The following is a 24,246-nucleotide window of genomic DNA, read 5'->3' on the forward strand; positions in this document are numbered from 1 at the left end:
AGCATAGGGAAGGTGTATTCTTGGTTACAGATACAAAATATATTAAAAAATGAGTACAGTAATGGGCATTCAGTATCGTGATTTGGCACACCAGTTAGCACAGAAAATTTATGCAGGAGAGTTGGGAGCAGGGCAGCGTTTGAGTTCGTTACGTCAGTTTGCCCAGTCGCAACAGGTCAGTCTCAATACCGCCAAAAGTTGTTATGAACTATTAGAGGCGCAAGGCTTGATTACGGCCAAGCCTCAAGCGGGCTACTTTGTGCAACCACAAGCTTTGGCAGTCGCTGTTCCGCAGCATGTCGATTTTGCAGTGACTGCCCGAGAAGTGTCTAATTTAGAACTACAAATAGAAATTCAAGAGGCCTCCATTCATGACCAAATGATTCATTTGGGATCTATTCAGCTTTCGCCAAATTTAGTGCCTGTAGAGGCACTCCGCCGTTCTATTCAACGTGCGCTGAAGCACAGTAAACCTGAAGATTTTTTGTATAGTGATAAACAGGGGCATCGACGTTTAAGAGAAGCATTGTCGGCGCATTGGGCAGAAGATGGCATTTACATGGCAGCTGAAGATATTTATATCAGCAATGGTTGCATGCCAGCTTTGTCGGTGGTGATTCAAACCCTGACCCAAGAAGGCGATAGCATTATTGTACCGACACCCAACTTTAACGGGCAGTTGCAATTGTTGGCGAGTCTGAATCGTAAAATTGTTGAAGTTCCAGCGCATGCCAATGGCTTTGACCTGAATCGATTTGAACAGGCGATGCGTGATTCGGGGGCGAAAGCGTGCTTACTCACCGCCAATTTTCAGAACCCTCTGGGCTTTTGTTTAAGCCCCACAGAAAAGGAAAAAATTGCTCAGTTGGCAGCTCAATATCAGTGCTATGTGATCGAGGATGATATTTATGCCGAATGCAGTTTTGATTTAAAACGTCCATTGCCGATTCAATACTGGGATCGACAGGGTTATGTCATTTACTGTGGTTCGGTTTCCAAATCCTTATCTACTGCTTATCGGGTGGGGTGGTTTTGCATGCCGTCACGTTTAAACCATTTACGTGCACAACTTCTGACTCGACATGTTGCGGTGAATACGCCCTTGCAATTGGGCTTGGCTGATCTGATTTATAGCCGCGCCTATCGAGAGCATTTAAACCGTTTAAAACCCTGTTTAATGCAACAGGTCGAGCAATATCGGCAATTTTTAATACAGGCTTTTTCAGGTATAGACATTCGCTTGAATCAACCCAAAGGCGGCTATGCGCTGTGGTTACAGTTGCCTGAAGCCATTCATAGTTTGGATTTGTATCGTTATGCCCAACAGCAAGGCATTAGCATTGTGCCAGGTATCGTTTTTGGAGAAGAGCAGCGTTATAAAAATTGCATACGCTTAAATGCAGGTCATGAATTATCCGCTGAGATTCGCCAAGCGATTGAATGCTTGGCGGCTTGGACTCGGCGACAATTGGATTATGTTGTGCTGGATTCGAAGTCGGCTTGAAGCACAATCCGATAACGGGCTTGGCCTGAGTGCAAACGCTCGATCGCCTGATTGAGTTGTGACATCGGGAACAATTCAATTTGTGGCGCAATGTTTTTACGTGCAGCGAACTTGAGCAGTTGACGTAATGCAGCAGGTGAACCTGTAGGTGAGCCTGTGATTGACTTTGCTCCGCCAATCAGACTACCCACATTAAACTTGATGGGTTCTAGTGGTAAACCTAACAGATGTATGGTGCCATTTGGTGCCAGTGTACTGATATAAGCAGGCCAATTCAGCGTGACATTAACCGTACTAAGCAACAGGTCAAATTTGCCTCGTTGGGTTTTCAGTGCATCTACATCGCGGCTATTTACGACATGGTCTGCGCCCATCGCTTTAAGTTCATCGGTCTTGTCCAGACTTGAAGTAAAGGCGGTAATTTCACAACCCCAAGCTTTAAGTAATTTAATTGCCATATGCCCCAAGCCACCAATGCCAATCACACCGACATGATGCGTGGCTTGAATATTGTGCTTGAGTAAAGGATCAAAAACGGTAATCCCGCCACAGAGCAGAGGCCCTGCGCTTTCAGGGTCTAAATCTTCAGGCAGTGGAATGACCCATTGCCATGCTGCTCGGACTTTATCGGCAAAGCCACCCGCATGACCTACAATGGTCGCAGTGCTGCCACTGCTGCATAATACAGGCTGTCCAGCCACGCATTGATCACAGTATTGACAGCTTTCCGCAGTCCAACCCAACCCTACGCGTTGACCTATTTGTAATCCTTTGGCTTCAGAACCCATTCTTAAGATGGTGCCAATCACTTCATGCCCTGCGATTACAGGATAAACAGCATTGCCCCACTGATTCTCAATCACCGAAACATCAGAATGACAGAGTCCACAATATTCCACTTTAATTTCAACTTGATGGGCTTGAAGTTCGCCTGCATCAAATTGAAAGGGGACCAGTGCCTCGCCTGCATGTAGGGCAGCATAGCTATTGATCAGATTATTACTCATGATGGCATCCTCTATTTTTATGGGGACTATTTTGTTGTATTTTTGGCGGGGCAATGATCTTCGTGATCATCGACCATACCCACGGCTTGCATAAAGGCATAACAGGTCGTTGGCCCCACAAATTTGAAGCCTTTTTTCTTTAAGGCCTTAGACATTTGTTGGCTAATTTCCGTTTGTGCAGGTGCCGTTTTATAGTTCGGTACAGCATTCAAAATAGGTTTGTGGCTGACAAAACTCCACAACCAATCCACGACATTTTCTTGTTGTTTTAGGCTTTGCCAAGCTCGTGCATTCTCTCGAATAGCTTGTAGTTTGCCAATGTGTCGAATGAGTCCAGCATCTTGTAATTTGGCTTCTAGGTCAGCATCGCTCAGCTCGGCAATCTGTTGAATCGGGTGCTGAAAAAAATGTTGGCGATAGCTTTCCCGTTTTTTCAGTACGGTAATCCAAGAGAGCCCCGCTTGCTGTCCTTCGAGACAAAGCATTTCAAATAAATGTTGTTCATCATGCACAGGTTGTCCCCATTCATGATCATGATAGGCAATGTAGAGAGGATCCTCGGTACACCAGCCACAGCGTTGTTTATTCATTGTTCCTCTCTATGTTGTTGTCGATTTATAAAGTGAAGTCTACCCATTGATCTGTCTTGTTATCCCAATAAGATAAGGACGCTTGTTGTAAGTCGTTAAACGAAATCCAGAAATCTTTGCCTGATTTGTCTGCAAAACCTGTACTAATCAACAGGGCATCTTCGGTAATTTCCATGACCCAGCCCTGATAGCTTTGTCCCGCAACCACAATTTTTTGTTGATTGCCTGATTCTGCAAATTCAACCAGACGATTCATCAACACTTCAGACATGTGTATTTCCTAAAAAAAATTAACGTAAATATGGAAAAGGATTGACCGCACCGCGGCCTTTGCCTTCTAAATAGATGCCATAATGCAAATGGGGTGCAGTATGTCGAGCATTTCCGGTGTTGCCTACATAGCCAATCAGATCGCCTTTTTTGACATAATCCCCAACGGCCAGTCCACGTTTGTGCTCATTTAAGTGTGCATAATAATGCCAAGAGCCACTTGGCCCCAACACCCAAATTACTTTACCACCCAAATTGTTATCGCGTAAGTCAGCAATTAATCCATCGGTAGTGCTATACACTTTGGTTCCACGTGGAGCCAAAATGTCGATACCTTCATGTCGACGCCCTTGGCTGCGTGAAGCACCCCATGTATCGGTCAATTGTTTGGTTTTAATATTTTGCACAGGAATGGGTAAGTTCGATTTAAGCGGTGTGCGTTGTAGGTCTTGAACGGTAGAGAGCGGCAGCCCAGAGCCTGTTTTCTTGGGTGTCGAAGTACAGGCGGTGAGTACCAAAAAACTGATTGTTAAACTGCTAATCGCAAACTGACGAAGCACAATTTTTCCTTTTGATTATTGTGATTTTCAAGAAGCTAAACTTTCAGTTCCTGACTATGTCATATCTATAAGGCAGAGATCAATTTTTTCATGGCTGTAGGTAGTCCCATTTGTGTAGCTTTTTGTGGCGTGTACCATGTGCCTGAGAGTTCAATTGCAATATGCTCTTTTTGTTCTGGTTCCACGTGGAAACAAATCGCATCAAGTAACCAAGTAAAATGCGTAAAACTATGTGAAATTTGCGCATTCTTACTGTTTGGTTTTAGACCTAACATTTGTGTGGTTCGAGTCAATTCAGCACAGTCGTCATAGATGGGTAGACTCCATAATCCACCCCACAGCCCAGTATTGGGGCGCTGTAACCATAGCCATTGATCTTGGCACTGCAATACCATGACTTGTGCCGATTTCACAGGAACGGCTTTCTTGGGTTTCTTATATGGCAGTTCTGTTTCTAAGCCCTGTTGATGAGCTTTGCAATGTTGCTGCATGGGACAATACAGACATAGCGGTTTTTTGGGAGTACAGATGGTTGCCCCTAAGTCCATAATGGCTTGGGTATAGTCATGATTGCGTTGTTCTGGGCACAGTTGTTCCGCCAGTTGCCACAGGGCACGTTCATGGACAGGTTTGCTAAGATCATCTTCAATGGCAAAGAAACGGGCGAGTACGCGTTTGACGTTACCATCCATAATCACGCCATATTGCCGTAAACCTAAAGACATTAATGCACCCGCCGTGGAGCGTCCTATGCCTGGCAGTGCCATCCATTCTTCTAAGCTGGTAGGGAAATGACCTTGCTGTGCCACAATTGCTGCGGCCTTATGCAGATTACGCGCACGCGCATAGTAGCCTAAACCTGCCCAGTAAGGAGCAACATCATCCCATGATGCACGGCCTAAATCTTCAACAGTGGGGAAGCGTTGCACAAAACGTTCAAAATATTGGAGTACGGTTTTGACTTGTGTCTGTTGCAGCATAATCTCGGAAACCCATACTTGGTAAGGATTATCTACTACTTGCCAAGGCAGGTCATGTCGACCATGTAGATCGAACCAAGCTAATAGGGCATCTGAGAAAGAAAACGAAGACATGTGAACTCTATACAATTTCAAGCGACTTAGTATAGCGGAGCCGTACTGATTTTTGCTGAGTCCCGACAGGAAATTTAGGCATAAAAAAATGATGCGATCGCATCATTTTTTTATGGTGGCAGATTAAGCTTCGCTTAACATTCCCCAACGCGCATCGAGTTTTAGCGGTTGGTCATCGTAACGAGGGATAATGTGGATGTGCAAATGTTCAGATGCTTCACCAAACACCGAGCCATCGTTAAAGCCGATGTGAAAACCTGTAGGTTGATGACGAAGTTGTAGTTCATTGCGAGCCAGTTCTAAAAGCGACATTAAACTTTTACGCTCTTTGTCTGTGACATCAAAGAAAGAGCTGACATGGCGTAGAGGGATAATGACGCAATGTCCTTTAGAGAGTGCATTTGGCTCAGGTAGAATTACACCAAACTCATTTTTATCAATGATATCAAACTCATCAAAATTGCAGTATGGGCAGTTGTTCTCAGTCATTATCTTGTCCTCTTAATAAAGCATTCAAATTCAAAAATGATGTTGGATAAAGCCAACATCCACGTTTCTATTTTTTTATTCAGCTAAACGACGTTGTAGTAGTTCGTACATAGCTTCAAGCCCTTGTCGTTCCGCTTCAGCATTATAGCCTAAGTCTACACCATTGGCTTTGGCTCTTTCATCTGCTTGTGGGTTACTGAAACCATGCTTTGCATCTTCAAAAACAATGACTTCATGTGGGACTTGAGCGGTATACATTTCTTCACGGAAATGTGCAACATCATCTAAGCTGACCATGCTGTCGAGTTCACCATGTAAGACCAAAATTTCAGCTTTGACTTGACCTGCTTGGGCAGGTGCTTGTGCTGACAGGTTGGCGTGGAAGGTCACGACAGCTTTCAGTTCAGCACCCGAACGTGCTAAATCTAAAATAACTTTACCTCCATAACAGAAGCCAATTGCAGCCAGTTTATCTGCATTTACTTCGGTTTGTGCAGCCAAAGTCGCTAAACCTGCTGACGCACGAGTCACAATGGTGTCTGGAGCTTGGAAGGTTTGCATCATCCATTCGTTGGCTTGTGCCGCAGATGTAGTGACATTTTTATCGCCATACATATCAATGGCAAAGGCTGCATAGCCATGTTCGGCCAGTTCGCGTGCACGTTGTTCTGTATATTCATTGCGTCCCCACCATTCAGGTGCAACCAAAACACCTGCAACAGGTTCAGCCGTGCTCGGTGCAGCAAAATATCCAATTAAGCGCGTCCCATCTGCAGCAGTATATTCGATTTCACGCGTTTGAATGTTGGTGGTCATTCCTTAGTCCTTAGTATTATTGAGTATGAGAATTGAATGATTAAAGCATAAAATAATCCATGATTTTGAAAAAATCATGTCATGGTGCTGAAGAAGTGTAAAAAAACATCTATACATTTGGGTTGATTTATTTAAATTACTGAAAGTAAAACAAATGAATAAAAATCTTTGATTGGGTGAAAATAAAAAATATGACCAGAACGTGCGGTTTCTATGCTTAAACTAGCCGTTTAAACATAAAAAAGAAGGAAAAATCCTTCTTTTTTATGAAGTACATTTGATGGCCGTATTCTAAGCTTTCCCTCTAGAAATAAAGCCGATGATCGCCAAAATGACGGCAACGACCAATAAGATCACCGCAAAGTCTTTGGATAACCCTGCAACACCACCAAAGCCGAGTAAGCTCGCAATTAATGCAATCACTGCAAAAATAATCGCCCAACGGAACATAAGTCTTCTCCATGTTGTTGTTGTCTTGCACTCAGTATAGGTTTGGATAGCGCTTTAAAATGTTGATCTTTTGTCTAAAAAATGTTCACATATTGGAGTAAGTCTATGATTTAACGTAAAAGAGATTGCTGCATTGTTGCAGGGATTTATTGATATAATGATCGTGTTATTTTTAGTTTTTGCCCACCATGTCTAGTGAATTACGCCCGCAGTTCTGGAAAAAATATCCGCTTGAAGCTCTGAATACTCAAGAGTGGGAGGCTTTATGCGATGGTTGTGGCTTATGCTGTCTGGTGAAATTAGAAGATGAAGATACGCAAGAAGTTGCGTATACCAAAGTCGCGTGTAAACTACTGGATTGCACAACTGCACGTTGTAGTAACTATCCTGAACGCTTAGATTATGTCCCAGATTGTATTCAATTAACGCCAGAGAAATTAAGACAGATTCACTGGTTGCCTGCGAGTTGTGCATATCGACGTTTAAATGAAGGAAAAAGCTTACCTTCATGGCATTATTTAAATACAGGTTCGCGGCAGAGTGTCATTAAAGCCAGAAAGTCGGCAGCAGGGCGTTGTATCTCTGAGACAGAAGTCGATGAAGAACAGATCGATGAATATATTGTGCGTTGGGTCCGTTAACCTGCAAATAAAACAAGATGCTTTAATTGATAATGATTCTTAATACAGATATTATTTGATCTCTTTTGTGGGTCTTCGAGGTCTGGTTGTGTTTCATTTTTCATGCAAGTCTGCACTGTTACTGATATGTGGTTTTAGCTTGCTGATTCATGCCGAAGTACAGGCAAAACCGAATCTAGCCCCCTTAAAAGCCAATATTGCAGAACAGGGCTCCGCCTACTATCAGTTTCAGGTGAAGTATTTCCAATCTGCCGATCAGCAGCGTCGTTATAAAGTCTGGTTAGGGCTTCCGCGCCAACAAACAGCAAGAGTCTCTCCTGCATTATTCATGCTCGACGGTAATTCGGCGATGTCTTATTTGTCTGAAGATGTATTGCAGCATTTAGCAACGCGTGAAGCGCCAGTTTTGGTTGCAATTGGCTATGACACAGACTTGCCTTTTGATACAGCAGCACGTGCTTTGGATTATACCCCAACAGATGAAACTGGAAAAATTACAGCAGATCCCCGTCGACCTGAGCGCTTAAGTGGGGGCAGCATACAGTTCCGTGAAGTCTTATTCAGCCAAATTCAACCTTGGGTAGCTGGACAGATTAAATTAGATCCCCAACGGCAAGCTTTATGGGGACATTCTTATGGCGGGCTATTTGTATTAGATAGTTTGATGCATGCTCAATACTTCAGTCATTATTTTGCTGCAAGTCCGTCTTTGTCGTGGGCGGATGGCCGTATTCTGAAAAATATACAAACTAAGGCAGTGTCGCATGATCAGACCCAAGCTTTATGGATTATGGAAGGGGATTTAGCACAACATCATCCTGCGACAAAAAGCCCAAATTTTAATCCGAAAACGGTGCAAGAGAATCGAGATGTGATTGCACATTTTCAACAACAAGGGGTACAAAGCAAACTGTTGCTTTATCCAAATTTAAGTCATGGACAAATGTTTGCAGCCTCTTTGTTGGATATTTTAAATTACCAGCTATTCTAGTGGGATCTTAAACATTCAGGTATTCAGTCTGCTTGGCATTCCAGTGTAGACTAGAATCACCTTCATTGGCTGAAATAACCGTATGTCAGACACCCAGATTCCGCTTCCAGAACGTCTTCGTCCTCGTGATTTGTCTGAAATTATTGGGCAAGATCATTTGTTGGGCGAGCAGGCACCTTTACGCCAGATGATTGATCAAGGGCATTTACCTTCAATTATTTTCTGGGGACCGCCCGGTGTCGGTAAAACCACCGTTGCCTTGTTGTTGGCACAAGCGGTAGATCGTCCTTTTGTTAGTCTGTCTGCATTAAATACGGGCGTGAAAGAATTACGTGAAATCATTGCAGAAAGTGGTGATTTGCTGACCCCTGTGGTGTTTATTGACGAAATTCACCGTTTCAACAAATCACAGCAAGACGCTTTATTGAATGCGGTGGAAAAGGGCAAGATTACACTGATTGGTGCGACTACAGAGAACCCTTCCTTTGAAGTGAACAGTGCCTTATTGTCGCGTTGTCAGGTTTATACCTTAAATGCACTCAGTAATGAGGCGATTCAGGAACTGATGCTACGAGCGATACAACAAGATCATTTTTTAAAACAACGCTTTATTCAAATTGAAGAATTTGATGCCTTGTTGCAGTTTGCCGCAGGAGATGCACGTAAGGCACTGAATTTACTCGATCTAATAGCCAGTACCTTTGAAGCAGATGTTGAAAATATCATCACCAATGCCATTGTCGTGCGTGTTGCACAGCAAAATATTGCGCGGTATGACAAATCAGGTGAACAGCATTATGACTTGGTTTCGGCCTTTATTAAGTCGATTCGCGGCAGTGATCCAGACGCGGCTTTATATTGGATGGCACGGATGCTAAAAGGCGGGGAAGACCCCGTATTTATTGCACGTCGCATGTTGATTGCCTCTTCGGAAGATATCGGCAATTCTAATCCGAATGCTTTGCTTTTGGCTGGAGAGTGTTTCCGTTCGGTGCAAGCCGTGGGTATGCCTGAAGCACGGATTATTTTAGGACAATGTGCCGTGTATTTGGCAACCAGTGCCAAAAGCAACAGCACTTATCTGGCAATTAACAAAGCCCTCGATTTGGCAGAAAGAACGGCGAATTTGCCAGTGCCATTGCATTTACGTAATGCCCCAACCAAACTGATGAAGCAGCAAGGCTATGGGGTGGACTATTTATATCCGCATAACTACCCTGAACATTTTGTAATGCAAGAATATTTGCCTCCAGAATTGAAAGGTACCAAGTTGTACGAATCTGCGCGTAATAAACGTGAAGTGGAAGGTGAGCGTTTACAGCAACGTCGTTGGATGCAAGAACAACAGCAGCAATAAGGCTGTATAGTCCAAATAAAAAAAGCCCGACATCCTGTCGGGCTTTTTCGTATGCGCTGCTTAGGTATAACTCCTGTCGTACCTCACATCCTGGTGGTGTCACTTATCATTATTGTTTTATGTTTTGGAACATCCTGTTCTCTATGCCTCCATCATATGAAAAAAATTCAACCTGATCTAGAAGACATCTTCCTGAATCTTTGTAAGCTGTAACTTACAAAGTGTTTATTTAAAATTGCCTTCAAGGAACTGTTTCAGTCGTTCACTTTTGGGATTGATCAGGACTTCTTTAGGGTCACCTTGTTCTTCAATTTTACCTTGATGCAAGAAAATCACATGGTTGGAGACATGCCGAGCAAAGCCCATTTCATGGGTCACCACAATCATGGTTCGGCCTTCTTCTGCCAGACTTTGCATGACCTTCAATACTTCTCCCACCAGTTCAGGGTCTAAAGCACTAGTCGGCTCATCAAACAACATGACTTCGGGTTCCATCGCCAATGCACGTGCAATCGCTACCCGCTGCTGTTGCCCACCCGATAAGAAGGATGGATATTTACCTTCTACACTTTCAGCCAGTCCCACTTTTCTTAAGTATTTGCGCGCACGCTCTTCAGCTTCCGCACGTTTTAAACCCAAAACATGAATTGGCCCTTCCACGATGTTTTCCAACACAGTCATATGTGACCATAAATTAAAATGCTGAAACACCATCATCAGTTGGGTGCGCATTTTCTGTAACTGTTTTGGGCTGGTCGCTTTTAAATTGCCTGATTTGTCCAGTACGGTATTGAGTTGCTCGCCATTCAGTTGAATGGAACCCTGACTCGGTTGTTCTAAGAAGTTGATACAGCGTAGGAATGTACTTTTTCCTGAACCCGAAGAACCAATGATACTAATGACATCGCCTGCGTTAGCATTTAGAGATACACCTTTTAGGACTTCATTGTCCCCGAAGGTTTTATGTAAATCACGAATCACCAGTTTTGCTGAGTTTTCCATCTATGTTTCTCCTAATGATTCGATGGTTTTAAAAATGCCAACCAGCGTTGTTCCAATTTACGAAAAATCCAAATCAAGATAAATGCCAAACATGCATATAAGATTGCCGCGATGCCAAAAGCATCAAACGTGGCATAGGTTGCCGCATTCACATCTCGTGCAATTTTCAAAATATCAGGCACGGTTGCGGTAAAGGCAATGGTGGTGGCATGCAGCATTAAAATGACTTCATTACCATAAAATGGCAATGCACGGCGTAACATGGATGGAATGATAATACGGGTATAACGTTTCCATGGAGACATGCCAAAGGCTTTGGCGGCTTCAATTTCGCCATACGGAATAGAACGAATCGCACCTGCAAAAATTTCCGTGGTATAGGCTGCGGTATTCAGCGCAAAAGCCAAAATGGTACAGTTGAGTCCTTCGCGAAAGAATTCATCCAGACGCTCATGGGCATGAATATAATCGAGGCTATAAATACCCGTGTAAATAATCAGTAGTTGTACATAAAGTGGCGTGCCACGAAATACATAGGTATAAAACCAAACAGGCAGGCGTAAAAATGGATTTTCTGATACACGCGCAATCGATAGAGGGACTGCCACTACAAAGCCTATCGCAATTGAGAGCACCAAGAGCCATGCGGTCATGGCCACGCCTGTCATTTGAAAACCATCGGTCCAAAGGTATGACTGCCAATATTGTTGAAGAATTTCAATCATAGTTGTCCCTTTTTCACACCAACCGAGTAACGACGTTCTAACCACATCAAAATTAAATTTGAAATGGTAGTGATCGCCAGATAAATCACTGCGGCAATGACACTGAAGTAAAACACCTGCATGGTGCTACGACCTGCATCTTGGGTAATTTTCACAATATCGGTTAAACCAATGAGTGAGACCAGTGCGGTAGCTTTAATCAGGACTTGCCAGTTATTGCCAATACCTGGTAAGGCAAAACGCATCATTTGTGGAAATAAAACACGACGAAAGACTTGAAATGAAGTCATACCATAGGCATAAGCAGCTTCAATTTGTCCCTTGGGTACCGCCTGAAATGCACCCCGAAACGTTTCGGTGAAATACGCGCCATAAATAAATGCCAAGGTAATTACGCCTGCAACAAACGGATTGATATCAATTTGTTCCATTTGCAGTGATTCAGTAATCGAGTTTAGTCCCAGTTGCAGGCTATAAAATAGCAGCAGCATGATGACCAGATCGGGAACACTTCGAATGAGCGTGGTGTAGGCTGTCGCAACATAGCGGACAATTTTAAGACTAGAGAGTTTAGAACTTGCACCCACTAATCCAATCATGATGGATAGTAACAGTGATAACAATGCAAGCTGTATGGTCATCCAAGTGCCTTCAAGCAACACGGGACCATAACCAGACAAAAACATACTCATCTACTCCGAACAAAAACTATAAATAGAATATTGATGAAATTCAGTCGTATATAAAAAATGTCGGTTTAAAACCGACATTTTTGTCATCAATAAATACTGAAGGAGAAGTATTTTTTCTCGAGTTTTTTGTATGTTCCATCGGCAATAATGGCGGCTAAAGCACCATCAATGGCTTTTTTCAGATCAGCATCTTCTTTACGTAAGCCAATCGCGGCACCTACGCCAAGGGTTTTCGCATCGACTACGTTGCCACCTGCAAAGCCAAACGCTTTACCTTTTGGTGATTTAAGGAAGCCACCATCAACCATAATGGCATCTTGTAATGTTGCATCTAGACGTCCAGACACCATATCTTGATAAAGGACATCTTGGTTTGGATAAGGCACTACATTGACACCTTTAGGTGCCCAATAGGCTTTTGCATAACTCTCTTGAATGGTGCCCTGTTGTACACCCACACGTTTCCCTTTCAGGGATGCAGGGGTCGGCAATAACGGAGAACCTTTCTTCGCGACCATGCGGGTTGGAGTGTTGTAAATTTTATTACTGAAAGCAATCTGTTTTGAACGATCCGCAGTGACCGTCATTGAAGATAAAATGCCATCGAATTTTTTCGCTTTGAGCGCAGGAATCATCCCATCAAAAGAATTTTCCACCCAAACACATTTGGCTTTTAATTTGGCACAAATGGCATTACCTAGGTCGATGTCAAAACCCACCAATTTGTTGTCAGGGGTTTTATATTCAAAAGGGGCGTAAGCAGATTCCGTACCGAAACGAATGACTTTCCATTCTTTGGCTTGCACTGTGCTGCCAAGCGCTGTCAGCATTAACGTTGTTGAAAGTAATACTTTCTTTTGCCAGCTTTTCATCGTAAATATTAGCATCCGTAAAAAATCAAATTTCAAAAAATAAGACGAAGACAAATTTACTCCACCTTTTGCTTTGAAATAAAAGCAACATATATACCAAAATATCCATTTATTGGTGATTTATTCAGCTTTACGCCGTTGTAACGGTGGAAATTTGGGTATTTTCTACGGCCAGAATAATTTTGTATTGCAATATCCTATTCGCAATCCTTGATCATATTTAAAATATTCCATAGCACATAGTGGAAAAACTCGGGAAGCTTTGTGCGCTATGGCGTACACAGTTGCTGCTTTTTTTTACAGTTTTTCTTCACAATGGTTCGGGTTTAGAAAAACCTAGACCGAATATTAAGGCTGTAATGTGATGAATTGAAAACATACGGGCAAAACTGCGATGAGTAATGCAATTGCCATACTGAGATTAAAAATGAAGGCAAATTTAGCTTGTATTAACAATTGACGTAAAAATTTTCCTGCGATTGCCCAAACACCAACACACGGAATCGAGATCAACATCAAAATTAAGGCGGCATAGGCAATGTCGATGAATTGTTGGCTGGCAGCAAAGTAGGTTGAGACGGTACTGATCGACATCATCCATGCTTTAGGATTTAGCCATTGGAAAACAGCGCCTTGTAAAAATCCCATAGCAGGTTTTTCATCTAGACGCGCGTTGAGTGGACCACTGGACGCAATTTTCCATGCCAGCCAGAGAATATAGGCGGACCCAATCAGACTTAAGATGGACTGGAATTGGGGAAAATGTAGAAATACTTGATGAAGTCCCAGACCAATTACCATAAGTTGGAAGGCAACACCAAAGGCAATCCCTAGAATTAAAGGTAGGGTTTTCTGGAGCCCAAAGCGCGCTCCTGAAATTAGCACAAGGGCATTATTCGGACCTGGTGTACTGGTCATGACCAAACAAAAAAGTAAATAAGAGATAAATAGAGAAGGAGACATGTGTTTTGCATCATAAATAAAAAACATTTTATTGTTCAGATTACGCAATTTGGTTGTATATTGATCTTAAAAATAGATAGTTTTGCAATAAATGATTGAGCTAGATAGATTAGACCGAAGAATATTGTGTGAGTTGGAAGCCGATGCGCATTTAACCAATCTTAAATTGGCTGAACGTGTCGGTTTATCCGCATCAGCATGTTTGCGTCGGGTACAGGAATTAGAAAAAATTGGGGTGATTAAGGGTTACAAAGCCATTATTGATCGATCACTTTTGGGTATTGGATTAATTGTCTATGTGACCATTGGCTTGTCTAGTCATTCCAAGGCATCTTTAAAGCATTTTGAGGAAGTGATTGAGGCTGCACCCGAAGTCACCGAGTGTCATACTATTACTGGGGCAGTGGAGTATTTACTTCGAGTCGAGGTGACTGATATAAAATCCTATAAAAAATTTCATACCGATGTCTTAGGCACGATTCCTTCCATTTCCTCCATCACCAGTTTATTGGTGATGGACACCACCAAAGATTTGCGTGTTCAAGTATGAACAACAGGAAAATTTACTTAAAGGATCCAATTTAATTCAAGGTATAGATATTGGAAAATCATTATTTCAGAGCATAAAAAACCGAGCCATCAGACTCGGTTTTTTTGTTTTGAAGTTTCAGAGCAAATTAGATGTCTGAAAGGTCGATGCCAATACGTGCAGCAACTTCTTCATAAGCTTCAACCACACCACCTAAACCTTGGCGGAAACGGTCTTTGTCTAATTTTTTCTTAGTGTCTTTATCCCATAGACGGCAACCGTCTGGAGAGAATTCGTCACCCAACACGATACGGTCATGGAATACGCCAAACTCAAGTTTGAAGTCAACCAAAATCATGTTGCCTTTGTCGAACAATGCTTTTAATACATCATTTACTTGATACGTGAGTTCTTTCATTTTTTCAAGTTGTGCAGCAGTTGCCCAACCTAAAGCAATGGCTTGAGATTCATTTACCATTGGATCGCCAAGCGCATCATCTTTGAAGAACAATTCGAAAGTAGGAGGAGTTAGTTCTTTACCTTCCTCAACCCCTAAGCGACGGCACAATGAACCAGCCGCGTAGTTACGAATCACGCATTCCACAGGAATCATGTCTAATTTCTTTACCAACACTTCGGTTGGAGAAAGTAATTTTTCAAAATGAGTTTCAATGCCAGCAGCAGCCAGTTGCTCCATGATAAAGGCGTTAAAACGGTTGTTCACCTTGCCTTTACGATCTAGTTGTTCGATTTTTTCGCCATTGAACGCAGAGGCATCATCACGAAATACTAAAATCAGGTGGTCTTGATTATCTGTTTCATACACAGATTTCGCTTTACCAGTATAGAGCAAGGTTTGTTTTAACATGGGGGAACCTTTTGCAAAAAAAAATGCCTAGTATGATCTAGGCCGGCCAGTTTTGGTAAATCTGGGTTAACAGTTCTGCAGCTTTTTGTTTATCTGCAAAGCTGTTATCGGCATTAAACACTGCCAAATTATGACTTGAACCTACTGATGTTAGTCGTAGTACGTAGATCTGCTGATCGATTTTAAGCGTTACTTCGTAACGGTTTTTACTTTGACCCACAATGTTCTGGTTCAGGCTGCTGAGCGTGGCAAGTGTATACTGCCAAATTGTATCAGAATTTCCGTCAATTTTGAGCAATGGATTTTGATTTCCATCAGTTAGTAATTGAGGACGACCTACCGCAGTGCTTTGTTCAGAAGCAGCAGTTGCTGCGCTGTTGGGTACAGCAACATCTGGGCGGGGTAAAGCAAAACGGTTGCCTTTGCTATTTTCGAGCTTTGGCGCGTGCTGAATTGCAAGGGGATCAACCGTTGGTGCTGGATACAGTGGCGTTGCTGGACGAACCATTGACCCTTCAGGATATTGTAGCGGTTCGAGGGTTGCTGTCTCTTTATAGTTCAAAGATTTGTTGCTAACTGCAAGTGAACTACAACCCGCTAAACTCAATACTGAAAGTGCAAGGGTTAAACCTAAACGTAACTGCATAATATAGTGCTCTTTATTTGATTATACCTGCCGCCACCAACGCTTCACGCAGCGGTGCGCGGTATTGTTCTGCAAGAGGTGTTAATGGTAAGCGAACGCCAGTACCAATTAAGCCCATTTCGTGTAGTGCCCATTTCACAGGAATTGGGTTCGATTCACAAAACAGAATATTGTGTAAATTTGCAACTTGAGCATTTAGTGCTTCTGCACGTGCAGCATCGCCTGCAATCGCAACCGCACATACTTCGCTCATTTGTTTAGGTGCAACATTCGCAGTTACTGAAATATTACCTTTCGCACCATGTTCGATTAACTGGTAAGCGGTTGCATCATCACCTGAATAAACCACCATGTCTTTACCACGTAAGCCTTCAATCAGTGCTTGACCACGTGGAACATCGCCAGTTGCATCTTTAATGCCGATAATTTGCGGAATATCAGCCAGACGGATGACCGTTTCATTCGCCATGTCTACGCCAGTACGACCCGGTACGTTATACAGAATTTGAGGTAAATCAACAGCTTCAGCAATCGCTTTGTAGTGTTGATATAAGCCTTCTTGTGTCGGTTTATTGTAATATGGTGTGACCAATAGGGCTGCATCAGCACCGAGTTTTTTTGCTTCTTTTGTGAGTTCAATTGCTTCGCGCGTTGAGTTTGCACCAGTACCAGCAATAATTGGAATACGTTTGTTGGCTACACGAACGACTTCTTTAATCACTTGTGTATGTTCAGCCATGCTTAATGTAGAAGCTTCACCAGTTGTTCCAACTGCAACAATACTGTTTGTTCCCTGTTCTATGTGCCACTCAACGAGCTTCTCAAGACCCTTCCAATCTACGCTGCCATCTTCAAACATTGGGGTGACGATTGCGACTATTGAGCCTTGAATGATCTGTGCTTGCTGAGTCATTTTGAAAAAATATCCTATTTGTCCATCCAGTGAAGTGAAAAAAATGAGGTTGGATGGGTGCGCATTTTGATTTATAGCAGTTCAATTAGAATCTGTCGAATTGAATAATGCTTACGCAAATTATGACTGAACAAGCGATGAAGAACAATATGCTTTAGTCAAAGCAATTCAAAACTTTAAAAAAGTGAAAATTAACTCGTAGTGAGGGGACGTATCTTGCACTTCAGAAGGTCAAAAAAAGACGTAGATTTACATAATTGAGTAGGAAAGATAAATAAGATTAAGAGCTTATAAAACTTACTAAAGAGCTTATAACTCTAGGTAACGTGCAAGAAAATATGAGGCTTCATAATAAAAGCCGCTGTCAATTATTGATCTGAACAATAACTGATTGAGCATCGCTTAATTTGAGCTATGGTTAAGTATTTAAAGTTTAAATGAATTGTTGACTATTTTAGTCAAATTTCGTTCGGATTAATTGTTTTTAAGACTATCGGTCAGATGTATTGAAAATGTGATTTATCTCATAATTTATAAAAAATTATCAAAAATCTTCAACTTAAGGTGGGTTAATTAAAATTTCTGCTTCACAGATGATGGGCTTCATTTTGGACGATGTTTAAACAAGGAGTTGAAATGAAGGCATCTTCTTCAGCGCGTAAGCACTCCGTGATTACGGTGGCAATTTGCTTTTTAATCGCCGTGATTGAAGGCTTGGATATTCAGGCTGCTGGTATTGCTGCGGCAGGAATTCGAGAATATTTTGCACTGGACAGTTCACAACTGGGAGTATTTTTTAGCGCAGGAATTTTAGGATTATTACCTGGCGCATTGGTGGGTGGACGTTTTGCAGACCGCATAGGACGTAAAACAGTCTTGGTCTGGTCTGTCGCTGTATTTGCGATATTCACTTTATGTACCGTCTGGGTAAATAGTTTTTACAGTTTATTACTGGTTCGCTTTTTGGCTGGCGCTGGCTTAGGTGCTGCGATGCCGTTGTTAATTACGCTAGCATCGGAAGCGGTTACTCCTGCAAAGCGTGGGCAAGCGGTGGGGTTAATGTATTGTGGTATGCCTGTCGGAGCTGCGATTCTGTCCTACATTGCCAGTTTAGATTTCGGTTCGAACTGGAAAAATATTTTTTATCTGGGTGGCTTGTTACCTATTATTGTGCTGCCGATAATGATCAAGTTTTTGCCTGAATCGCGTGAATTCTTAAAGGCCCAAACACGTGTTGAAACCGCAGAGGTCGAGCAGAATGTCTCTTTTCAGGATTTGTTTAATCGCCATAATTTAATGCGTACTGGATTGATTTGGTTTAGTTATTTCTTCACCTTAATGGTGGTTTATATCATGCTGAGCTGGTTACCTTCGTTATTTATGGAGCTTGGTTTCTCGCGTAAGGAAGGCAGTACAGCGCAATTCTACTTCATGCTCAGTGCAACCGTAGGAACGGTGATTTTGGGTATGCTGACAGACCGCTGGAAAAAGGCTTATGTGATTGTGTTGATGTATGGCGGAATTTTGGCAGGCTTATTTGCTTTAAATGCTGCAGCTTCACTCACACAAATGTATTTGGCATCAGCACTGGTTGGGGCTTTTGTGATTGGTTGTCAGGGTGTGCTCTATGCGTTTGGGAGTATTGTTTATCCCACTGAGCTACGTGGCACGGGTGTAGGGATGGCTTCGGCTGTTGGGCGTATTGGGGCGATGTTGGGCCCGACCATTGCGGGACAGCTTTTGGCAGCAGGTTTTGGCGCGACAGGTGTTGTTTCAGCAGCGATTCCTTGTATTGTGATTTCTGCCGTATTGATGTTAATTCTGGTACAACGTCTACAGAAAGTCACCGTTTAAACAGCCTATAGTCTATGAGTAGCCCGTTAATACGGGCTATTTTTATGGGCAATAAACAATCGGTAACAGCAGGAATTGTTGTAGATCAAGTCAGTGAGACTGATGCGCTCACTACATCCTTGAACTTTTGTTATATGCTAGCGAACAATTAAAAAGAACAGTGAATGAAACGGACATGCAACAGATACAAAACAAAAAAGCGTTGATTGTGGTGGATGTACAAAATGGTTTTACCCCAGGAGGAAATCTTGCGGTTGCCCATGCCGACCAAATTATCCCCAAAATAAATCAATTGGGGAATTATTTTGAACAAATTATTCTGACCCAAGACTGGCATCCCGCACAGCATATTTCTTTTGCCGACAATCATGTGGGTAAACAAGCCTTCGATCAGATTGAACTGCCTTATGGCACACAGGTGCTTTGGCCAGTGCATTGTGTACAAGGTAGCCATGATGCCGATTTTCATCCTGATTTAGCCTTACCCCAAGCCCAATTGATTATCCGTAAAGGCATGCATGTAAATATCGACAGTTATTCAGCATTTATGGAAGCAGACCGAAAAACCACGACAGGTTTGGCAGGTTATTTAAATGCACGCGGCATAGATACGGTGTATATCGTGGGTATTGCAACGGACTTCTGTGTGGCATGGACAGCGATAGATGCCTGTCGTTTAGGTTTTAAAACCTATGTGATTGCCGATGCAACCAAAGCAATTGATTTAAATGGTTCGTTGCAACATGCTTGGCAAGATATGTTGGCTGCTGGTGTGCGACGGGTCTACATCAAAGATATTGTTACAGCCATGTCTGCATAACTCTCTTATCTCGCTTCACCTTCTCTAGTTTGCCTACCCATTGAGGACTGACGATGTCTGCATTATTGCAATTGAGCCGTTTGATTCAGAAAACTTTTGCTTTGTGGGTGGTGCTGTTTGCAGCCATTGCATTAATTCTGCCTGAAGCCTTTGTGTGGTTAAAAGCTTATATCCCATGGATGTTGGGAATTATTATGTTGGGCATGGGGATGACCATGCAACTGGAGGACTTTAAAGCGATAGCACAAACGCCGAAAGCGGTCTGTATTGGAGTAATCGCACAATTTGTGGTGATGCCATTGTTGGCTTATGTCCTATGTTTGATTTTTCAATTGCCTACAGAGCTGGCAGTTGGGGTGATTTTAGTGGGCTGTTGTCCTGGGGGAACCGCTTCGAATGTCATTACTTACATGGCAAAGGGCAATACGGCATTATCTGTCGCTTGCACTGCGGTTTCGACCTTATTGGCTCCAATACTTACCCCATTTATTTTCTATCTGCTTGCGAGTCAATGGATTGAAATTAATACGTGGTCGATGCTGAGTTCTATTTTACAGGTGGTGCTATTGCCGATTGTGGTGGGCTTAATTTTAAGACGTTTATTGAAACAACGGATTCAGCAGTACATCACTGTGATGCCGCTGATTTCGGTGTTGGCTATCGTGTTGATTGTGGCGGCCATTATTGGTGGCAGTAAAGCACAGCTGTTACATTCAGGTTTATTGATTTTTCTGGTGGTGGCATTACACAATGGCCTAGGATATCTGTTGGGATTTGGGTGCAGCCGTTTATTCCATTTAAATTATGCAGACAGTAAGGCTGTGGCGATTGAGGTCGGGATGCAAAACTCAGGTCTGGGCGTGGCATTAGCCGCAGTTCATTTTGCAACAGCGCCATTAACCGCCTTACCCAGTGCAATTTTTAGTTTATGGCATAATATTTCTGGGCCGATTTTGGCGACCTATTGGGCAAGTCGACAGCATAAATCGGTTGCTGAGTCAGAGTTAGACGCTCGAAAATCTGAATGAAATCAGTGTGATTTTTAATAAAAATTTGACCAAGTGTTTATAAAGTAAACAGTGAGTTCGCATATTCAAGCTGAGTTCAAGCGTGTAATAAAAATGTCATAAACACTACATAACATGCAGGCACAGAGGGTAAAGAGTTGATTAAAAAATCAACCATATTGAGTCAAAATGAAAAATTTTCAGCATTCATCAGCAACGTATTTCAATCGTGAATTGGCGCTCATTGAATTTAATCGGCGTGTTCTAGCTCAAGCGAGAAATCCTGATTTACCCATTTTAGAGCGCCTTAACTTCCTGATTATTTTCTCCCGCAATCTGGATGAATTTTTTGAAATTCGAGTTGCGGGGCTAATGAAGCAACAGGATTTAAACGCCATTACCCGAATGCCTGACGGTATTCCAACCGATGTAGTTTTGTCTGAACTTTCGACTATTGTGCATCAGGCGGTACAAGAGCAGTACGAGATTTTCAATCATTCCATTTTGCCGCAGCTACAAGACTTTGGGATTCATTTCATTCAATATCAAGATATTTTAGAAAAGCATAAGCCGTGGATTGCCCACTATTTTGCTAAACAAGTGCAGCCTGTGTTGACCCCAATCAGTTTGGATCCATCACATCCTTTTCCGCGTTTGGTGAATAAAAGCCTGAATTTCATTGTCAGCCTAGAAGGTAAAGATGCTTTTGGACGTGAAATCGAAATGGCGATTGTGCCTGCACCGCGTTCTTTACCACGTTTGATTCATTTGCCTGAGAGTGTGGTAGGGAACCATCAAGAACAGATTTTCCTGACCGCTATTATTCAACAACATATCAGCGATTTATTTCCTGGCATGAGAGCGACAGGTTGTTATGCTTTCCGCGTCACACGCAATGCGGATTTAATTTTATCTGAAGATGTCGACGATCTGGCGGTGGCATTAAAAGATGAGCTGTCTTCTCGGCGTTTTGGTCGCGCGGTGCGTTTAGAAATTGAAGATGATTGTCCTCGTGAAATTACGGATTATTTGCTGAATCAATTCGATTTAGATCAAGAGCATTTGTATTCGATTTCGGGGCCCATCAATTTATCGCGCTTAACCACCAGTTTTGATCGCCCAGATTTAAAATATCCTGTGTTTAATCCTGTTATTCCGAAGCCCTTTCGCAAGCAACAGTCCATTTTTGAAATTTTGAAAAAAGAAGATGTGTTACTGCATCATCCTTTTGACTCATTCCAACCTGTGATCAGTTTATTGCGTGAAGCGGCAAAAGATCCGAATGTATTGGCCATTAAACAAACGCTCTATCGCAGTGGAGCAGATTCGGAAATTGTGCAAGCCTTAGCAGAAGCGGCGCGTAATGGCAAAGAAGTCACGGCAGTGATTGAACTGCGGGCACGTTTTGATGAAGAATCGAATATTACCGTAGCCAATGTCTTGCAAGAAGCAGGGGCAGTAGTGGTATATGGCATTGTGGGTTATAAAACCCATGCCAAAATGATTTTAATCGTACGTCGTGAAGATCAGCAATTGGTGCGTTATGCACATTTAGGCACAGGCAATTATCATGCAGGTAATGCCAGAATATATACCGATTATGGCTTGATGACCACGCAACCCGACATTTGTGAAGATGTACACCTGATGTTCCAAGAACTGACGGGCATGGGGAAGATGGCAAAATTAAAGACTTTGCTACATGCGCCTTTTACTTTGCATACAGAATTGCTGAAGTTGATTGATCAGGAAATTGCATACGCACAAGCGGGAAAAAACGCGCGCATTATTATTAAGGTCAATGCACTGACCGAGCCACAACTGATTGCTGCTTTATATCGCGCCTCACAGGCAGGAGTGAACATTGACCTGATTATTCGTTCGATTTGCTGCTTGGTTCCACAACTGGAGGGCTTGTCCGAAAATATTCGAGTGCGATCGATTGTGGGACGTTTCTTGGAGCATACCCGAGTCTATTATTTTGAACAGGGCGGAGAAAAGAAACTGTACTGTGCCAGTGCAGACTGGATGGGACGTAATTTATTTTCACGTGTCGAAACCTGCTTTCCTATTTTAGACCCGAAGATCAAAAAGCGTATTCTGCAAGATGGTTTACTCAATTATTTGTCGGATCAAAAAGGCACGTGGGAGCTACAACCCACAGGAGAATGGATTCAAGCCTACGTTGCTCCAGATGAAGTACCCCATTCCGCGCAAGAGTTCTTAATCAGCAAGAGCTTACAAAAAATTTAATCTTTTAAAACAGCAATAAAAAAGCCTGACAGGAGTCAGGCTTTTTTTATTACAGCAAGCTTATGAGGCTTTAGATTGTTTGCCTTTCAAAATCTCAGTTCTTAAACTTTGTGCCAATTCGGCTGTACTGCTATCCATCCCATTGACCATAAAGGCATGACGAGTCAATACATTGGTCGGATTCGGTAAGGACACCAAGTCATAGTGTTCGCTGATATCCTTTAACAATTCATTGTTTAGATGAACCGCACTTTCTTTGGCAGAAAGTTGATGGACCAGACGTTCAGCCGCTTGAACCGCAGACAACTGCATTGCTTCTACCGATGAAGAAATAGCACTGCGTGTTTGTAACACGAAACGTTTTTCTTCACGGTAGCGTTTATATAAAACTTCCGACAATAATTGGAACACTGAGCTAATCATCACTAGACAAGGCACGGCATTAGGCATGTCTGCCGATAAGGTGATGGTTGCCCCTTGCGCACTGAATTGTTGTACTGTGGTAATGTCGGAGCGATTTAATTTATAGTGCTGAATAGCAAGTTCAATACTTTTATTTAAGAAAATCTGGCACAAATTGAAATAGGGTACAGATACGGTCTGATTGACGGAATCGAGGAGCTGCTTCGGATCATAATATTGAATGTTCAATGCGACTGAGCAATCATCCAAAATCACAGGTTTAATTTCTTTGACTTTATTTTTATTCTGGAACTGCTGTTGGGCTTGCGCAATGGTTAACGCAGCATTATGTTTCTCTTGCTCCAGTGCTTGAGTTAAGGCCTGAATTTCGTGTTTTAAGCGTGATTCATTATTAATACGTGCTAAATATTCGGTACGGCTTGGGCGGGCAATCGCGCGGTAACCTAACCATAACAGACCATGAATAAAGAACGAGAACAAAATCGCTAACCATTGAGTCCGTAAAATTTCCCCAATACTAGGTTTGATCAGGGTAATTTCAATGGTGCCGACTTTTTTCTCATTTTGTAGGGCATCACGAACAAAAACTTCACCATCACGTGTTTTGGATAAACCACCTGTTGCCAAAACCTGATTGGCGCCGTCCAAAATTCGAATAGAGGCGACACTTGGATTGGTGGCATAACGATTCACCAACAAGGCCAGTGATACCGTATTGGCAGGTTCAAGCTCAGATAAGCTGTCTGTGACCAATTGGCTGGTCATCAACTGTCCCTGATTCGCACGGTTCTCATTCAGTTGGTGAGTGGTTGCAATCACCAATAAAAAGGTATGAAGTGCAAAACTTATTATCAGTAGGCTAGCAAATAGCCCTTGTCTAGGCGCATTCAACGTAAACTTCCAAGGCAAT

At 42.5% G+C, this 24,246-nt stretch carries 26 protein-coding genes; 9 read left to right on the forward strand and 17 right to left on the reverse strand.

The annotated features are described in order from the left end of the window. Window positions 1-61: 61 nt before the first annotated feature. Complete coding sequence (locus MP622_RS14340; protein ID WP_243791521.1) at window positions 62-1,504, forward strand: PLP-dependent aminotransferase family protein; 1,443 nt, start codon at window positions 62-64, stop codon at window positions 1,502-1,504. On the opposite strand, the gene MP622_RS14345 is transcribed toward MP622_RS14340, so the two are convergent. The 8 genes from MP622_RS14345 to MP622_RS14380 form a co-directional block, all read right to left on the reverse strand. Further along, a complete protein-coding gene (locus tag MP622_RS14345; protein WP_016168915.1) occupies window positions 1,474-2,511 on the reverse strand; it encodes an NAD(P)-dependent alcohol dehydrogenase in 1,038 nt (345 codons plus the stop codon). The two genes, MP622_RS14340 and MP622_RS14345, sit on opposite strands and share 31 nt — an antisense overlap. Window positions 2,512-2,537: 26 nt before the next feature. Further along, the gene (locus tag MP622_RS14350) at window positions 2,538-3,101 is read right to left on the reverse strand and encodes a DNA-3-methyladenine glycosylase I (protein ID WP_243791523.1); all 564 of its coding nucleotides are present in this window, start codon (window positions 3,099-3,101) and stop codon (window positions 2,538-2,540) included. 25 nt (window positions 3,102-3,126) lie between these two features. Next, window positions 3,127-3,372, reverse strand: a complete 246-nt coding sequence (locus MP622_RS14355; protein WP_151505082.1) for a hypothetical protein — start codon at window positions 3,370-3,372, stop codon at window positions 3,127-3,129. 19 nt (window positions 3,373-3,391) lie between these two features. Further along, window positions 3,392-3,931 (reverse strand): M23 family metallopeptidase, encoded by a 540-nt coding sequence (locus MP622_RS14360; RefSeq protein ID WP_016168912.1) that lies wholly within the window; start codon window positions 3,929-3,931, stop codon window positions 3,392-3,394. Between the two features lie 65 nt (window positions 3,932-3,996). Further along, window positions 3,997-5,025, reverse strand: a complete 1,029-nt coding sequence (gene mutY / locus MP622_RS14365) for an A/G-specific adenine glycosylase (protein WP_243791525.1) — start codon at window positions 5,023-5,025, stop codon at window positions 3,997-3,999. 123 nt (window positions 5,026-5,148) lie between these two features. Further along, window positions 5,149-5,514: an HIT family protein gene (locus MP622_RS14370; RefSeq protein ID WP_016168910.1), complete on the reverse strand. Its 366-nt coding sequence runs from the start codon at window positions 5,512-5,514 to the stop codon at window positions 5,149-5,151. Window positions 5,515-5,589: 75 nt separating this feature from the next. Beyond that, complete coding sequence (locus MP622_RS14375; RefSeq protein WP_243791527.1) at window positions 5,590-6,330, reverse strand: dienelactone hydrolase family protein; 741 nt, start codon at window positions 6,328-6,330, stop codon at window positions 5,590-5,592. Between the two features lie 291 nt (window positions 6,331-6,621). Continuing rightward, window positions 6,622-6,780, reverse strand: coding sequence for a DUF1328 domain-containing protein (locus MP622_RS14380; protein ID WP_016168908.1), 159 nt, complete (start codon window positions 6,778-6,780; stop codon window positions 6,622-6,624). A 188-nt stretch (window positions 6,781-6,968) separates the two neighbouring features. Between MP622_RS14380 and MP622_RS14385 the strand changes: the two genes are divergently transcribed. The 3 genes from MP622_RS14385 (at window position 6,969) to MP622_RS14395 (ending at window position 9,769) form a co-directional block, all read left to right on the forward strand. Continuing rightward, window positions 6,969-7,421, forward strand: coding sequence for a YcgN family cysteine cluster protein (locus tag MP622_RS14385; RefSeq protein WP_243791529.1), 453 nt, complete (start codon window positions 6,969-6,971; stop codon window positions 7,419-7,421). Window positions 7,422-7,509: 88 nt separating this feature from the next. After that, the gene (locus MP622_RS14390; protein ID WP_243791531.1) at window positions 7,510-8,412 is read left to right on the forward strand and encodes an alpha/beta hydrolase-fold protein; all 903 of its coding nucleotides are present in this window, start codon (window positions 7,510-7,512) and stop codon (window positions 8,410-8,412) included. 82 nt (window positions 8,413-8,494) lie between these two features. After that, window positions 8,495-9,769 carry a replication-associated recombination protein A gene (locus MP622_RS14395; protein ID WP_243791533.1) on the forward strand — a complete coding sequence of 425 codons (1,275 nt, stop codon included), beginning with the start codon at window positions 8,495-8,497 and terminating at the stop codon, window positions 9,767-9,769. 225 nt (window positions 9,770-9,994) lie between these two features. Here the strand turns inward: MP622_RS14395 and MP622_RS14400 are convergent, their stop codons facing one another. The 5 genes from MP622_RS14400 to MP622_RS14420 form a co-directional block, all read right to left on the reverse strand. Continuing rightward, complete coding sequence (locus tag MP622_RS14400) at window positions 9,995-10,771, reverse strand: ATP-binding cassette domain-containing protein (RefSeq protein ID WP_016168904.1); 777 nt, start codon at window positions 10,769-10,771, stop codon at window positions 9,995-9,997. Between the two features lie 11 nt (window positions 10,772-10,782). Continuing rightward, entirely contained in the window at window positions 10,783-11,496 is a 714-nt protein-coding gene (locus MP622_RS14405; RefSeq protein WP_151505078.1) for an ABC transporter permease, read from the reverse strand. Continuing rightward, a complete protein-coding gene (locus tag MP622_RS14410) occupies window positions 11,493-12,182 on the reverse strand; it encodes an ABC transporter permease (protein WP_151505098.1) in 690 nt (229 codons plus the stop codon). The genes MP622_RS14405 and MP622_RS14410 overlap by 4 nt, the downstream gene beginning before the upstream one ends. 92 nt (window positions 12,183-12,274) lie before the next feature. Continuing rightward, entirely contained in the window at window positions 12,275-13,060 is a 786-nt protein-coding gene (locus tag MP622_RS14415) for an ABC transporter substrate-binding protein (protein WP_044738836.1), read from the reverse strand. Between the two features lie 348 nt (window positions 13,061-13,408). After that, window positions 13,409-14,023: a LysE family translocator gene (locus MP622_RS14420; RefSeq protein ID WP_243791535.1), complete on the reverse strand. Its 615-nt coding sequence runs from the start codon at window positions 14,021-14,023 to the stop codon at window positions 13,409-13,411. Window positions 14,024-14,114: 91 nt separating this feature from the next. On the opposite strand from MP622_RS14420, the gene MP622_RS14425 reads away from it, so the two are divergent. Next, window positions 14,115-14,573, forward strand: coding sequence for an Lrp/AsnC family transcriptional regulator (locus tag MP622_RS14425; protein WP_044738837.1), 459 nt, complete (start codon window positions 14,115-14,117; stop codon window positions 14,571-14,573). 127 nt (window positions 14,574-14,700) lie between these two features. Here MP622_RS14425 and purC read toward each other — a convergent pair whose 3' ends face one another. Genes purC through dapA form a run of 3 tightly spaced genes read right to left on the reverse strand, consistent with a single transcriptional unit; the run spans window position 14,701 to window position 16,979 of the window. Continuing rightward, window positions 14,701-15,420: a phosphoribosylaminoimidazolesuccinocarboxamide synthase gene (purC, locus tag MP622_RS14430; RefSeq protein ID WP_016168898.1), complete on the reverse strand. Its 720-nt coding sequence runs from the start codon at window positions 15,418-15,420 to the stop codon at window positions 14,701-14,703. A 37-nt stretch (window positions 15,421-15,457) separates the two neighbouring features. Further along, window positions 15,458-16,066, reverse strand: coding sequence for a lipoprotein-34 precursor (NlpB) (locus MP622_RS14435; protein WP_044738838.1), 609 nt, complete (start codon window positions 16,064-16,066; stop codon window positions 15,458-15,460). A gap of 13 nt (window positions 16,067-16,079) precedes the next feature. After that, window positions 16,080-16,979: a 4-hydroxy-tetrahydrodipicolinate synthase gene (dapA, locus tag MP622_RS14440; protein ID WP_243791537.1), complete on the reverse strand. Its 900-nt coding sequence runs from the start codon at window positions 16,977-16,979 to the stop codon at window positions 16,080-16,082. 636 nt (window positions 16,980-17,615) lie between these two features. Between dapA and mhpT the strand changes: the two genes are divergently transcribed. The 4 genes from mhpT (at window position 17,616) to ppk1 (ending at window position 22,913) form a co-directional block, all read left to right on the forward strand. Then, entirely contained in the window at window positions 17,616-18,833 is a 1,218-nt protein-coding gene (gene mhpT, locus MP622_RS14445) for a 3-(3-hydroxy-phenyl)propionate transporter MhpT (protein ID WP_243791539.1), read from the forward strand. Window positions 18,834-19,017: 184 nt separating this feature from the next. Beyond that, on the forward strand, window positions 19,018-19,653 hold the full coding sequence (pncA, locus tag MP622_RS14450) for a bifunctional nicotinamidase/pyrazinamidase (protein WP_026440923.1): 636 nt from the start codon (window positions 19,018-19,020) through the stop codon (window positions 19,651-19,653). Window positions 19,654-19,706: 53 nt separating this feature from the next. Continuing rightward, a complete protein-coding gene (locus tag MP622_RS14455; RefSeq protein WP_016168893.1) occupies window positions 19,707-20,681 on the forward strand; it encodes a bile acid:sodium symporter family protein in 975 nt (324 codons plus the stop codon). A gap of 168 nt (window positions 20,682-20,849) precedes the next feature. Further along, complete coding sequence (gene ppk1 / locus MP622_RS14460) at window positions 20,850-22,913, forward strand: polyphosphate kinase 1 (RefSeq protein ID WP_243791541.1); 2,064 nt, start codon at window positions 20,850-20,852, stop codon at window positions 22,911-22,913. Between the two features lie 60 nt (window positions 22,914-22,973). Here the strand turns inward: ppk1 and MP622_RS14465 are convergent, their stop codons facing one another. Further along, on the reverse strand, window positions 22,974-24,227 hold the full coding sequence (locus MP622_RS14465) for a hypothetical protein (RefSeq protein ID WP_243791542.1): 1,254 nt from the start codon (window positions 24,225-24,227) through the stop codon (window positions 22,974-22,976). Window positions 24,228-24,246: the final 19 nt, after the last annotated feature.

Origin of the sequence: Acinetobacter sp. PK01, assembly GCF_022819285.1 — a bacterium.
GTDB lineage: Bacteria > Pseudomonadota > Gammaproteobacteria > Pseudomonadales > Moraxellaceae > Acinetobacter > Acinetobacter tandoii.

Coding starts and splice junctions, on each gene's coding strand:
- MP622_RS14420 (WP_243791535.1), bottom strand. CDS start 14,023: ATGTCTCCTTCTCTATTTATCTCTTATTTACTTTTTTGTTTGGTCATG.
- ppk1 (WP_243791541.1), top strand. CDS start 20,850: ATGAAAAATTTTCAGCATTCATCAGCAACGTATTTCAATCGTGAATTG.
- MP622_RS14370 (WP_016168910.1), bottom strand. CDS start 5,514: ATGACTGAGAACAACTGCCCATACTGCAATTTTGATGAGTTTGATATC.
- mhpT (WP_243791539.1), top strand. CDS start 17,616: ATGAAGGCATCTTCTTCAGCGCGTAAGCACTCCGTGATTACGGTGGCA.
- MP622_RS14415 (WP_044738836.1), bottom strand. CDS start 13,060: ATGAAAAGCTGGCAAAAGAAAGTATTACTTTCAACAACGTTAATGCTG.
- MP622_RS14345 (WP_016168915.1), bottom strand. CDS start 2,511: ATGAGTAATAATCTGATCAATAGCTATGCTGCCCTACATGCAGGCGAG.
- MP622_RS14395 (WP_243791533.1), top strand. CDS start 8,495: ATGTCAGACACCCAGATTCCGCTTCCAGAACGTCTTCGTCCTCGTGAT.
- MP622_RS14425 (WP_044738837.1), top strand. CDS start 14,115: ATGATTGAGCTAGATAGATTAGACCGAAGAATATTGTGTGAGTTGGAA.
- dapA (WP_243791537.1), bottom strand. CDS start 16,979: ATGACTCAGCAAGCACAGATCATTCAAGGCTCAATAGTCGCAATCGTC.
- MP622_RS14385 (WP_243791529.1), top strand. CDS start 6,969: ATGTCTAGTGAATTACGCCCGCAGTTCTGGAAAAAATATCCGCTTGAA.
- MP622_RS14400 (WP_016168904.1), bottom strand. CDS start 10,771: ATGGAAAACTCAGCAAAACTGGTGATTCGTGATTTACATAAAACCTTC.
- purC (WP_016168898.1), bottom strand. CDS start 15,420: ATGTTAAAACAAACCTTGCTCTATACTGGTAAAGCGAAATCTGTGTAT.
- mutY (WP_243791525.1), bottom strand. CDS start 5,025: ATGTCTTCGTTTTCTTTCTCAGATGCCCTATTAGCTTGGTTCGATCTA.
- MP622_RS14435 (WP_044738838.1), bottom strand. CDS start 16,066: ATGCAGTTACGTTTAGGTTTAACCCTTGCACTTTCAGTATTGAGTTTA.
- MP622_RS14355 (WP_151505082.1), bottom strand. CDS start 3,372: ATGTCTGAAGTGTTGATGAATCGTCTGGTTGAATTTGCAGAATCAGGC.
- MP622_RS14380 (WP_016168908.1), bottom strand. CDS start 6,780: ATGTTCCGTTGGGCGATTATTTTTGCAGTGATTGCATTAATTGCGAGC.
- MP622_RS14350 (WP_243791523.1), bottom strand. CDS start 3,101: ATGAATAAACAACGCTGTGGCTGGTGTACCGAGGATCCTCTCTACATT.
- MP622_RS14340 (WP_243791521.1), top strand. CDS start 62: ATGGGCATTCAGTATCGTGATTTGGCACACCAGTTAGCACAGAAAATT.
- MP622_RS14375 (WP_243791527.1), bottom strand. CDS start 6,330: ATGACCACCAACATTCAAACGCGTGAAATCGAATATACTGCTGCAGAT.
- MP622_RS14410 (WP_151505098.1), bottom strand. CDS start 12,182: ATGTTTTTGTCTGGTTATGGTCCCGTGTTGCTTGAAGGCACTTGGATG.
- MP622_RS14455 (WP_016168893.1), top strand. CDS start 19,707: ATGTCTGCATTATTGCAATTGAGCCGTTTGATTCAGAAAACTTTTGCT.
- MP622_RS14405 (WP_151505078.1), bottom strand. CDS start 11,496: ATGATTGAAATTCTTCAACAATATTGGCAGTCATACCTTTGGACCGAT.